This window comes from Desulfosarcina cetonica JCM 12296 (genome assembly GCF_001311845.1).
Classification (GTDB): Bacteria; Desulfobacterota; Desulfobacteria; order Desulfobacterales; family Desulfosarcinaceae; genus Desulfosarcina; species Desulfosarcina cetonica.
Window position 1 is genome coordinate 1 of sequence record NZ_BBCC01000196.1, and the last position, 11227, is coordinate 11227.

Consider the following 11227-nt stretch of genomic DNA (forward strand, 5'->3'; position numbering starts at 1 on the left):
CACTTCCACGCCTGCCGGGGTCATGCTCACCCGGTTCTCTTCCGATTTGATCTCTTTCAAGATTCCGACAATCATGGTCCCCTCCCGATGCGTTGACAGTTAACCCTCAACTTGGGCTACAGGCGATCCTTCAGGCGCTCGCGAATCACCGTTTCGAGCGTCGGCATGCTGTTGTCCTGATAGGCATAGCGGACCCGGACCACCGGTTTGTTGACCTTGACCACGGCGGTCAGGTCGATGGGCGTGGCCGACAACACCAGATCGCACGGGCAGGCGTTGATCGTCTCTTCCAGGTCCTTGATTTGTGCGCTGCTGTATCCCATGGCGGGAAGCAAGGTGCCGATGTGGGGATAGCGCGCGAAGGTCTGCACCAGGCTCCCCTTAAGGTAGGGGCGCGGGTCGGCCAGGGAGGCCGCGCCGAACCTTCGCGCGGCGATCACGCCGGCACCAAAGGGCATTTCCCCATGGGTCAGCGTCGGCCCGTCCTCCACCACCAGAACGCGTCGGCCCTTCACCGCCTCCGGGTCCGCCACGGAGAGGGCCGAATCGGCCAGGATGATCGTGGCGGCGGGATTGTTTTTAACAATCGTCCGGCGCAGCGCTTCGACATTCTCGGGCAGGGCGCTGTCGACCTTGTTGATCACGGCCACGTCGGCCATGAGCATGTTGGTTTCACCGGGGTGGTAGGTGGTCTCGTGACCGACCCGGTGGGGATCGAAGACCACGATGTTAAGATCGGGCTTGAAAAAGGGCGTATCGTTGTTGCCACCATCCCAGACGATCACGTCGGCCTCCTTTTCAGCCGCCGCCAGGATCAGGCCGTAATCCACACCGGCGTAAACCACCGCGCCCATGTCGATGACCGGTTCGTACTCCTCGCGTTCCTCGATGGTACAACGCTGGTTGACCAAATCTTCCCGTGAGGAGAAGCGCTGCACGATCTGCCGGGTGAGGTCACCGTAAGGCATGGGATGACGCACGCAGACCACGCGCTTGCCCATCTTCTGCAAGATCCGCATCACATGCCGGCTGGTCTGGGACTTGCCACAGCCGGTGCGTACGGCGCAGACCGAGATGACCGTGCGCTGGGAGGTCAGCATGGTGTAGGGAGCACCGATGATGATGAAATCGGCGCCGGCGGCAGTCACCTGGGAGGCCTTGTGCATGACCTCCACGTGGGGCACGTCACTGTAGGAAAAGGCCACCAGATCGATCTTTTCTCTCCGGATCAATTCCATCAGTTGATCGTCGGCAACAATCGGGATGCTTGGGGATAGCGGCTGCCCGCCAGTTGGGGCGGATAGATCCGGCCGTCGATATCGGGAATCTGGGTGGCGGTGAAACAGACCACTTCGTAGCGTGGGTTGTCGCGGAAGTAGACATTGAAATTGTGAAAATCCCTGCCCGCGGCCCCCATGATGATCACTTTCTCGACCATGCACACCTCCTTGGTGGATATCTGAAAAGCGCTCGGACGATGGACCGGTCATTCATTACTCTACAGTATCGCCCAAAAGCGACGTTCTGAAAAGGGGAGAAAGATTAGCGTGGCAATGGAAGGCAGGCGGCGATGGTGAGAAGAAGGATACGCGTAACGCCGATATCGGGCTTGTTACGAATCCGTCAAGGTTGGACGCCGCCGATGCAAAATGGACAGCGGCGGCGCAGCGAAAGCGGCGGTCAGGCCGTGGCCAAATCGTAATCGGCGATCAGGGAGTTCATTAACTCCTTCACGGAGACGATCTTGTCGACGCGAAAGGCGTTGGCGCCGGCGAAGGCGAATCCGCTTTTCAATTTACCCTGGCGGGCCATGGCCAGGGCCAAGCCGATGCAATAGGGGCTGGTCTCCGGGTCGCAGGTCTTGATGCAATGGTAGGGGCAACGGAAGGGGCGTCGGGTCCCTCGGCCGCCTCCAGCAGAAACTGGTTGCGCAGGGCCTGCCGGGAAGGCCCACGGGGCTCTTGATGACCATCAGGTCTTCGGCCTTGGCATCCAGGTAGGACTGCTTGAAGGCCGCATCGGCATCGCACTCGTGGGTGGCCACGAAGCGGGTGCCCATCTGCACCCCGCTGGCACCCATTTCGAGGAAGCGCCGGATGTCGGCGCCATCGTAGACACCGCCGGCGGCGATCACCGGGATGCACACGCCGTGTTCGGCCTCGACCTTTTTCACTTCGGTCAGCACATCCCGGACCAAGTTCTCCAGGCAGAAGGCCGGATCGTCCAATTGCTCGGCCTTGAAGCCAGGTGCCCGCCGGCCTTGGGACCTTCCACGACAAAGGCATCGGGCAGGTAGCCGTAACGCTGGTACCAGCGTTTAGCGATGATCGCCGCGGCCCGGCCCGAGCTGACGATGGGTACCAGGCGGGTACGGTCGCCTTTTTTGAGAAAACCGGGAAGATCCAGTGGCAGTCCGGCGCCGGCGAAGATCAGGTCGACTTTCTCGGCGATGGCGGTCTTGACCATCTCGGCGAAATGGGTCAGGGCGACCATGATGTTGACGCCGACGATCCCGGCGGTTTTCTCCTTGGCTTTTCTGATTTCGCGGGCCAGGGCCCGACAGTTGGCCTCCAGGCCGTTGGTGGCGATATCCTTTTCGGTGATGCCGGCCATGGCGCCGGCGATGACGCCGATTCCGCCGGCATTGGCTACGGCCGAAGCCAGATTGGACATGGAGATCCCCACCCCCATGCCACCCTGGATAATTGGAAGGCGACTGACCAGGTGGCCGATTTTAAGTTCAGGCATTTTCATGGATAGCACCATTGAACGGATATGCAAAATTGGAATCAACAACATCAGCAGCACATACGAAATAAAATATGCATAGCCAAGCGACGGACGCGGAACAAGCGATAAAGGGGCTATTACAATTGTTTTACAATTGAGGGGTTACGCAGCCGCCAAGAATACCAGCGCGTAATATCGGGGCACCGTTCACAGCGGGCAAGCATGCTGCGATGGTGGTGCTCACCGAGCATCAGCAGGTGGGTGACAAAATGTCCCCAACCGATCTAAAACATATTGATTTATCAGTAGGCTATGATAATCCTTCAATTCCATTCAATAAAAAAGGGATGATTAACGATTAGAAAAGGATGTTACAATGTCTATTATTACCATCTCAAGAGGATCCTACAGTCGCGGAAAAGAAGTGGCCGAAAAAGTGGCCGCCGACTTGGGGTACGAATGTATTTCCCGCGATATTCTGCTGGAAGCGTCAAAAGAATTCAACATCCCGGAGATCAGGCTGGTCAGGGCGCTTCATGACGCCCCGTCCGTCCTTGAAAGATTCACGCATGGCAGAGAACGCTATGTGAGTTACATCCGCAAAGCCCTATTACAGCGTATTCAGCAGGGCAATGTTGTTTATCACGGTCTGGCAGGGCACTATTTTCTATTGGATCTGCCGAATGTGCTCAAAGTCAGAATCATTGCGGATATGGAAGAGCGGGTCAAGGAAGAGGTCCGGCGGGAAAAGATTTCAGCGGAAAAAGCCCGTTATATTCTGAAAAAAGATGATGACGAGCGCAGGAAATGGGGGCTTGGGATATACGGCATTGATACCTGGGACAGCAGTCTTTACGACATGGTGCTGAATGTAAAAAACCTGACGGTTGAAGATGCGGCGGCGTTGATCTGTCAAGCGGTGGAAAAACCGCAATTTGAAACCACCCCCGAATCCGAGAAGCTTCTGAATGATTCCCTGCTCGCCGCAAAAGTTCATGCCGCCCTGGTGACCATCCTACCGAAAATCATGGTTAAAGCCGATAACGGTGTCGTCGGCATCGGCCAAGCAGATGCACATTCGGATGTAAAAAATGATATCTTCAATGAAATCAAAAGCACTGCCGAAAAAATAGAAGGCGTCAAAAAGGTTGTCATGAATATGCACAAAAAAACGGATGAGCATCGTACCGTCAATCCGTTTCATAAAATATGATGCCGACGGAGAAAGGCCATGTCCCTGAATACCGTTATCATCAACGACATCACCCTTGGCCGGGTGCTGCTCTGGCTGGGTATCGGTTTCGGAATCTATGCGATTGCCAAGTGCTATCGACTGCTGTTCATCCGCCGAAACGTCAATCTGCAGCATATGACCTATTTCGTTTGCAGCAACTGCGGCTGGGAAGGGCACATCAGCAAATTCGGTACGTACTGCCCCAAGTGTCGTTCACCCCTCCCCCCTGAGTGATGTCCGCTTCCGGCAAACGCTCAAATACGCCAAAGCGGCAGTGATGGGGTGCGCATCCGGAACGTCCCGGGTGCCACACCAGCCGCCGTGAACCCCAACGATGCGGCACGGCTTCATGCGGGCAGGATCCGTTCGAGCTCCTCCCGGGTGAGTCGGTTTTTCTCCATGAGTTGGCGAACCAGTTCGTCCATCGTTTCCCGGTGCGATTCGATCATGAGGCGGGCCTTCTCCAGCTGCTGGGCGATGATCCGTTCTTTTTCTCTAACAACGACCAGAGCCAGGGAGCCGTCCCGCAGGGCATCGTCACCCAGGGCCACCTGCCCTGGTTTCGCAGCCATGCCATCGTGTCGGACCATGCCCTCGGCCACCCGCGTCGCCTGCTGCAAGTCTCCCCGAACGCCGCTGGAAAGCCCGTCCACCTCGCCGTAATAGACCATTTCGGCAGCCCGGCCACCCATGGCCTGGCGGATGGATTGTTCCAGTTCCCGTTTGGTATAGATCATTTTATCTTCAAGGGCCTCGCGCTCCACATAGCCGCCGGCGCGGCCACGGGCCACGATGGTGATCTGCATGGGCTTGTCCCCCTGCAGCCAGCCCACCAGGCAGTGCCCGGCTTCATGACGGGCGATTCGCAGGAGTACCGCCGGATCCGTCGCCCTGCCCTTGGCATCCCCCATGCGCAGGGTTTCGAACGCATCTTCTATAATGCGTCGGTAATCACCCCGTCGGCTTGGGCGGCCCGCCGGCCGGCCAGGCGAATGGCTCGCTCCAGGTTGGCAATGGTGTCTCCGGCCGACTGCGGGCAATGCGGCCGATGACCGCATCCGAGATACGGCACTTGGCTGCCGGGGCGAGGCGCTTGCTCAGGAACGCCGTTCGGGCGGCCTTGTCCGGCCGATCCACCTCCACTTCACGGTCGAATCGACGGACCAGCGCCGGATCCAACGCGTCCACCAGATTGGTCGCGGCGATGACGATAACGGGTTTGGCCGCCGGTGTGGAAAATCCGTCCATCTCCGTGAGGATGGCGTTCAAGGTCTCCTCCTGCGCCCGGTTGAAGCCCGTCCCCTCGCGCTTGCGGCCCACGGCGTCGATCTCGTCAATGAAGACGATGCTGGGCGCGTAGCGCCGTCCCCGGGCAAAGAGGTTGCGGACGCTTTCCGGTCCGCTGCCCACATACTTGGTCACGAAATTAGTGGCCGATTCCACGAGGAAGGCCACCTGGCTCTCGCCGGCCAGCGCCCTGGCGAGCATGGTCTTGCCCGTACCCGGCGGGCCGTACAGAAGCACGCCACGCGGCGGCGTGAGCCCCAGACCGGCGAACCGGCGTGGGTTCTTCAGCAATCCACGATGTGTCGCAGCTCCAGCTTGGCCTGGTCCGCCCCGAAAACGTCGTCAAACCCCATGGCCGGACGTTCCGCATCGCTGATCAGACCGCCGACATCGTCGGCGGCCGGCGAGTTCACCACCCTTAACCCACGCAGCCGGATGAGCATTTCCGCCCCATTGGCCACTACGGCGGGAACGGTGTCAAATGCCAGGGCCTTGCCCTGCCCGACGATCCCGGCCACACCGCGTTCCCTGCGGATGCGCAGCACACGCTGGTGCAGCCGCTGCTCAAATGCGGCAATATCGTCGGCGTCGAACCGGACACCATCCTCAAACGAAAGGCCGTCGATTTTACACGTTAGATCGATGGCCCCCCGAACACCATACCGTGCGGCACTCATGAGCAGTTCGTCGTCCACGGAGGATGCCGTCGGTGCCACCAGGTTGAGCATGAACGCCGGAGGGGATTCCGGAGATTCATTCAGGCAGCGCAGCAGTTCGATCCCGCGGCGAAGCAGCCGTGCGCCGATGGGTGCCTTGTCGAATCCGGCCACGGTCAGCCCCAGATACGCATCCATGTCGGTGCCGCTCGGAACGTGGGCAGGTTCGAGACTTTCGATCCAGGGGTCGACGAGTGCCAGATCGAATTCGTCCGTGGCGATCAGCGTCTTGGCGGCATCCATGTCGTTGGCGAAAGCGATCTCGATGCCATCGATGCCGGCGGCGGCCGCCAGCACCTGGGACCGCGCGGCAAGAAGCAATTTGGCCCTTCCCGGAGGTTGCATGACGTCGGCCAACGCTTTGTCGAACTGGCCATCGTGAGGGTTCTCGACACAAAACCGCACCAGTTTAGCATTGTCCAACACCGTTTGCAGATGGTCGGTCGACATGTGCCGGAGTAGATTGAAAAACGCGTTCTTGCAGAAAATCTCCGCCTGGGAGCGCACCGTGCGAGCATCGGTCCTGGCGCCTTCGCGCAGCACCAGGCACAGGGGGACCGCCGGATCGATATCGAAGCGCTTCCCATGGGCCTGTTCAAACAGGGCTCCCACACGCTGCATCTCCTTTTCCGCGATCTGGACCAACTCGCCCACCCCAAGCCGGTTGAACATGACCGGGTATCCCGTGGCCATACGCGAGCATATGGCCTGGGGAAAAAACGGTTTGTGCGTGCGCGGATCCATCTCCTGTTCAAGGGCGGATAAAATCGTGCGGCGATGCAGGACCGCACCGGTGGCGGCGCCGTCCGCGTAAAGCATCCGTCCCGCGTTGGTGGTGAAAATGATCAGTGTATCCCGGAAATTGACGTTCGCTTCGGTGAATTTGTCTTCGAGGCTGCCGTTGTCCAGGATCTGGAGAAAAAGGTGGATGACATCCAGGCTGGCCTTCTCGATTTCATCGAACAGCAACATCGCATGGGGATTGTCCTGAACGAACTGGGTAAGCTTGCCCGGTTTGGCTCCGCGGTAACTGCGCTGGGCGCCAACGAGCTGGACAACCCCCATGGCGTCGCCGTAACCGGACATGTCGAGCCGTAAAAACGGCTTGCCTAAAATCTCGGCACCCGTCTCGGCCAAGAACGTCTTGCCCACCCCCGGCGGGCCGGCAAAAACGAAGATGCCTTTGGGACGTTTGCGTTTGGCGTCTGCCGATGCGGTCACCTCGGCATTGAAGATTCCCTCCACGAAGGCATGGATGGCATGATCCTGACCCAAAATGGTTTCCAAGAGCTGACCGCGCAGTTGTTTGAGACGGTTCGTCAGGCGGGCCAGATCGATGGGGCCGGGGTCCTCGGAGGGAGGCGAACCCTCCATCCCGGATGGCGATGGTCCCTCGGTATTTTCATCGATGGATTTCAGATGCGCTTTGAGCAGCGGCGTCGGCGGTTGCCGCCGGGCGGCCTCGAGAAGATCGACACCCATTGGGTCTTGCAAGCCCCGGGCCTGGGCATGATGCCAGGCATCCTTGATGAGTTTGAGCGCGGCGGGAGAGAGCAGCGGACGCCCTTCTCCCGCCGCGGCCGCCCCCCGGCCCATATCCGCGCGCAGGCCTCGGCGCAGTTCGGACGGTCGTTTGCCCATACCGATGATGGCGTCGCGAATCTTGCGCTGATCCTCGATCAAGGGCTGAATTTCAGCGGCCCCCGAGGCCATTAACCTGAGAAGCGGTTCGGGCAATCCGGCGAATTTGGTGACGCCCATGATCATGTGTTCGGGTTCGATGGCGCTGAAACCGGCGGCGGCGGCTTCCTTTTCGGCCAGGATCTGGATGAGTCTGAAGGGCCAATTGATGCTCACGGATCACTCCCTTTTGCCGGGCATGCGAACGGATTGGCCCCAAACGCGCTTTGCGACGAAGCGAATCATCATTGCGAACACCAACAAATCGTTTTTCGACTCGGGTGGGATGCCGCTTATTATCGATTCGCCATCCATCATCATGGTCAACCCATGGTCTGTGCGAATCAATGCAATGTCTTCCATTGTGCCAAACGGAATGCTGATCGGCAAATTTGTTTTACTCATGTACCGGAGTTTCCGGTTGGTCAAGACACACAAGGAAGAGCCTGATGCCGATTCTGGATCGGAAAATACGGCAGCCAGCATTGTCTCTTCTCCATGCAAACCAAAGCGGTAATAGATATCGATGGGATCCACGGTTTCAAGCCGGGTGCCAGTGACCACCCTGCCCGACGTCAAGCGCTTTTCCGATTCGGATAGAAGCGCCGCAAAGCATGAGGGCCGTGATTCCGGTGCCAATGCGCCAACCTGGCTCGCCAATTCGTCCAGAGCCCATTCCCCGAAACCTGAAAGCGCAAGCTGCGCTTGAAGACCCATCAGTTCCACCCGCCCCCAACAGGGGAATTCCCGGGGACGGAAGCGATCTTCCAGCTCAGCTGGTTCATGGTTCATGGCCAGGGGATCGCTAAATACCCTGGGCGTACAACTCGCCAAAAAGGAACGGATGAGGGGGCGTGCCCGCATGAGATCCGATCTGTCGGGCAGACGCAAATCCCAGTCTAAGGCAAGGCATTTAACCACCCCCTTATTGTCCTTTGAACCCGCCATCAGCAGAAATGAACCGTCTCTGACAAACATGAGTTTATTGACCCCCATTCCCGGAACGTCCTTGGTGATGGAGCAGGTATTATCCACATCCCAGACGAGCAGTGCCGTCCCGTCGCGATCGCTGACCGCCACAAATCGTCCGTCAGGGGATAAAGCGGCCAACAGACTATATCCCTTGCGGAATTCCACCGCCATGGAGGTCGGTTCAGGAAACGGCGTTCCTTTTTGCCAAACCATGATGTGCAAAGGATTTCCCTCGCCTCCTCCGATCGCACCGATGACGACAAAATCGCCTTGCGGTCGGGCCAAAAGGCAATCTGTACTGAAATGGTCAGGAAGGGGAATATCCGTTTGATCCGGCATTTCATTGGGCAAATGCCAGATATTCGTCCATACGTTCAGGCTGACCAGGAAACGGCCATCCACATCCGATTTGGCCGCCTTTTCAGGAAGCGTGACCTTGCAGTAATGGGCATAGGATAATAAATTTCCAGTCCTGGCATCCAGAAGCATAGGAGATCTGTTCGTGACAATTGAACTCCCGATAAGGACTTGCAGGCGCCTGGGGTTCCAATCAAGAATGGTCGCCGTACCGGAATTTTTTTGACCGTCCACCAGTGGTTTCCCACTCAGTGGTGCATAAACGCTGACACCGTTCTTATAGGCATGACAGCACAATCCCCACATATCATCGTAACGCGTCCTGATTGGCTCTGTTTTCGGAACCCGCCAGGGCAGCTGATCCTGCTCTCCACTAATGATATCGATGCGCTCCGCCGAATGATCATTCGCATCGTGAACGAGCAACAATCGCTGATCACCATCCATCAACGCACAGACAAAACGATATGAGGCGTCGGGGTTGGCCGCCGTGATGGTTCTGGCCAACCAGCTTCCCCGGCACGCGCCTCTGGCCATGCGATGGCCAACACGCCACCATAAGGACAGCAGGGATGGATCACGTTCATACCCGTTTAGCGCCCGGGCCCGCTTGAGTGCAGCAAGAGTGTCCGCATAGTTTGCTTGCCGGTAAAACTGAGATGCCGCGTCCATCGCTTGGGTGAACGCCGATTGGGCCGTGACGGCAACCTCGCTGGTCGTGACACGGCACAGGGCCAAGGGTGCAGGGCGTGGTGAGGCGATTCGCCGCCGGGTCAGAAAGGGACCCCGAAAGGGCAGTTCAACCACGCTCACGGAACCATCACCCAATTCTTCCAAATGAATGATTTTGGAGATTGCTTCGCATTTCAATGAACATCTCAGACGGTTGTTTCGAAGGTCGATGATCTGCCAAAAGCACTGGTTGCCGAAGTTACGCCCAGAAATCGCAAATAGCTTTCCGTCCGCGGACAACAGCGAACTGCTCGTGGCTCTCATACCTGCCGGTGGCAGATCGAATTCCCGTTCCAGAACCAGCCGTTCTGCTCCGATGCGGTATTGCTCCACCACCCACGGACTCCCTTGTTGGTAGGGAAATCGGCAAACAAAAAGATGCTCGCCGGAGGGAGAAAAATCCAGGCTTTTGCATATCCGTTTGTTCATTGCATGGGAAAAGCAACGACCACTCGGATAATCCAAAATTACGATTGCCTTTTTTTCTACGGGACGACTGCCAGGGGAAGGACTGCTAAACGTACAAGAAACAGCCAGCCGGGTCATATCCTGAGAGCAGGCGAATACAGGGGGGCCATATTGGCTATGTTCGCGGAAAATGTGGGTGGAGGAATGATTAAGATCCACTATGATCAGCCATTCGGGGGCGAAACAGGAGAGGTATCGACCGTCACGACTGAAAACGAGTTTTTTGCATACGTGACCGGCCCTGAAGCGTTGCTTTTCGTCAGGGTGTACCCCATCCCAGATAGACATTACCGGAATGTTGAATCCGAGATCGATAACCTGTACAAAACCGGACTCATATCCCAACGCCGCAAGGTTTCGAGCCGATGACCGCGCCAGGGAAGTAATCTTACCCATTCCCTCAAACAACGGTATTCGACTAACTTGCATGTCCGGTTGATCCATGACGGGTATCTTATCCAGTTCCAACAGGCAGACGGTGGACGTGCTTCGATCAAACAATACCGCTCGATCCTGATCATCAATGAGATCGGCGCCATCACTTAGATATTGCAGTACTTTTTCGTATTGCCCGAACGAAGTCGGTTCATACATGTCCGCCGATGGAATTGTTGCCAGGGCATTTGTTATCTCATCCGTCAAAGGGGCGGTTTCTTCAAGGATGCGGCGGGCGGCCATAATGTCACCCCGTTCGAGATGGATTTTGCTAATAAAAAAATCTATTTGCCGAACTTGCCCTGGCGGACAGGAAGCACGAACCGATTCCAGATCATGGATGACGTCCATATCCGTGATCTCTCCGGCGCGCCAGCGCAAAAGCCCCAGGTTGTAGGTGGCCTCGGGGTGATGGGGCTCAAGGGCGAGGGCCTCCTCGAGCAGGGCGACGGCCCGGTCCCGCTGTCCCAGGTCCAACTGGGACAGCGCCTGGTTCACCAGGCTGTCCGCCGAACGGGCCTGGTCCTGGCGGGGTGACTGGCGGGGGTAGTCGTTGCCGCATGCTTCGCGGTAAATGGTGATGAGCCGGTCGGCGATCTCCTCCATATCCCGCAGG

11 protein-coding genes and 1 pseudogene are annotated in these 11227 nt (G+C 57.8%); 2 read left to right on the top strand and 10 right to left on the bottom strand.

Annotation, left to right across the window (positions count from 1 at the left end; genetic code table 11):
* Nucleotides 1-116 precede the first annotated feature (116 nt).
* The 5 genes from JCM12296_RS28170 to JCM12296_RS42675 all read right to left on the bottom strand — a co-directional run bounded on the left by JCM12296_RS28170 (nt 117) and on the right by JCM12296_RS42675 (nt 2754).
* Complete coding sequence (locus tag JCM12296_RS28170; RefSeq protein ID WP_246804991.1) at nt 117-1238, bottom strand: GTPase; 1122 nt, start codon at nt 1236-1238, stop codon at nt 117-119.
* Entirely contained in the window at nt 1238-1438 is a 201-nt protein-coding gene (locus JCM12296_RS45965) for a hypothetical protein (protein ID WP_246804992.1), read from the bottom strand. Before JCM12296_RS45965 ends, JCM12296_RS28170 begins: the two co-directional genes overlap by 1 nt.
* Before the next feature lie 242 nt (nt 1439-1680).
* Nucleotides 1681-1812 carry a nitronate monooxygenase gene (locus JCM12296_RS42665; protein ID WP_218188326.1) on the bottom strand — a complete coding sequence of 44 codons (132 nt, stop codon included), beginning with the start codon at nt 1810-1812 and terminating at the stop codon, nt 1681-1683.
* Nucleotides 1796-2227 (bottom strand): NAD(P)H-dependent flavin oxidoreductase, encoded by a 432-nt coding sequence (locus tag JCM12296_RS42670; protein WP_218188327.1) that lies wholly within the window; start codon nt 2225-2227, stop codon nt 1796-1798. Before JCM12296_RS42670 ends, JCM12296_RS42665 begins: the two co-directional genes overlap by 17 nt.
* A complete protein-coding gene (locus JCM12296_RS42675; RefSeq protein WP_218188328.1) occupies nt 2179-2754 on the bottom strand; it encodes an NAD(P)H-dependent flavin oxidoreductase in 576 nt (191 codons plus the stop codon). Before JCM12296_RS42675 ends, JCM12296_RS42670 begins: the two co-directional genes overlap by 49 nt.
* A gap of 352 nt (nt 2755-3106) precedes the next feature.
* Here JCM12296_RS42675 and JCM12296_RS28180 point away from each other — a divergent pair, with 352 nt between their 5' ends.
* Nucleotides 3107-3943 (top strand): cytidylate kinase family protein, encoded by an 837-nt coding sequence (locus JCM12296_RS28180; protein WP_054700062.1) that lies wholly within the window; start codon nt 3107-3109, stop codon nt 3941-3943.
* Between the two features lie 18 nt (nt 3944-3961).
* Complete coding sequence (locus JCM12296_RS28185) at nt 3962-4198, top strand: hypothetical protein (RefSeq protein WP_054700063.1); 237 nt, start codon at nt 3962-3964, stop codon at nt 4196-4198.
* Between the two features lie 113 nt (nt 4199-4311).
* On the opposite strand, the gene JCM12296_RS28190 is transcribed toward JCM12296_RS28185, so the two are convergent.
* The 5 genes and pseudogenes from JCM12296_RS28190 to JCM12296_RS50945 form a co-directional block, all read right to left on the bottom strand.
* A complete protein-coding gene (locus JCM12296_RS28190) occupies nt 4312-4875 on the bottom strand; it encodes an ATP-dependent metallopeptidase FtsH/Yme1/Tma family protein (protein WP_054700067.1) in 564 nt (187 codons plus the stop codon).
* Between the two features lie 40 nt (nt 4876-4915).
* Nucleotides 4916-5488 carry an AAA family ATPase gene (locus tag JCM12296_RS28195; RefSeq protein ID WP_157067966.1) on the bottom strand — a complete coding sequence of 191 codons (573 nt, stop codon included), beginning with the start codon at nt 5486-5488 and terminating at the stop codon, nt 4916-4918.
* 47 nt (nt 5489-5535) lie between these two features.
* Complete coding sequence (locus JCM12296_RS28200) at nt 5536-7824, bottom strand: AAA family ATPase (protein ID WP_054700072.1); 2289 nt, start codon at nt 7822-7824, stop codon at nt 5536-5538.
* Nucleotides 7825-7827: 3 nt separating this feature from the next.
* Nucleotides 7828-10962, bottom strand: coding sequence for a WD40 repeat domain-containing protein (locus tag JCM12296_RS28205; RefSeq protein WP_157067967.1), 3135 nt, complete (start codon nt 10960-10962; stop codon nt 7828-7830).
* Between the two features lie 63 nt (nt 10963-11025).
* Nucleotides 11026-11217 (bottom strand): annotated as a pseudogene (locus tag JCM12296_RS50945) (hypothetical protein); the annotation flags it as partial.
* Nucleotides 11218-11227: the final 10 nt, after the last annotated feature.

What these genes read in the sequence shown, in the direction of transcription:
- JCM12296_RS28185 (WP_054700063.1), top strand. Translation starts at nt 3,962, where the DNA reads ATGTCCCTGAATACCGTTATCATCAACGACATCACCCTTGGCCGGGTG.
- JCM12296_RS28190 (WP_054700067.1), bottom strand. Translation starts at nt 4,875, where the DNA reads ATGGGGGATGCCAAGGGCAGGGCGACGGATCCGGCGGTACTCCTGCGA.
- JCM12296_RS28170 (WP_246804991.1), bottom strand. Translation starts at nt 1,238, where the DNA reads ATGGAATTGATCCGGAGAGAAAAGATCGATCTGGTGGCCTTTTCCTAC.
- JCM12296_RS45965 (WP_246804992.1), bottom strand. Translation starts at nt 1,438, where the DNA reads ATGGTCGAGAAAGTGATCATCATGGGGGCCGCGGGCAGGGATTTTCAC.
- JCM12296_RS42665 (WP_218188326.1), bottom strand. Translation starts at nt 1,812, where the DNA reads ATGGCCCGCCAGGGTAAATTGAAAAGCGGATTCGCCTTCGCCGGCGCC.
- JCM12296_RS42675 (WP_218188328.1), bottom strand. Translation starts at nt 2,754, where the DNA reads ATGAAAATGCCTGAACTTAAAATCGGCCACCTGGTCAGTCGCCTTCCA.
- JCM12296_RS28180 (WP_054700062.1), top strand. Translation starts at nt 3,107, where the DNA reads ATGTCTATTATTACCATCTCAAGAGGATCCTACAGTCGCGGAAAAGAA.
- JCM12296_RS28205 (WP_157067967.1), bottom strand. Translation starts at nt 10,962, where the DNA reads ATGGACGTCATCCATGATCTGGAATCGGTTCGTGCTTCCTGTCCGCCA.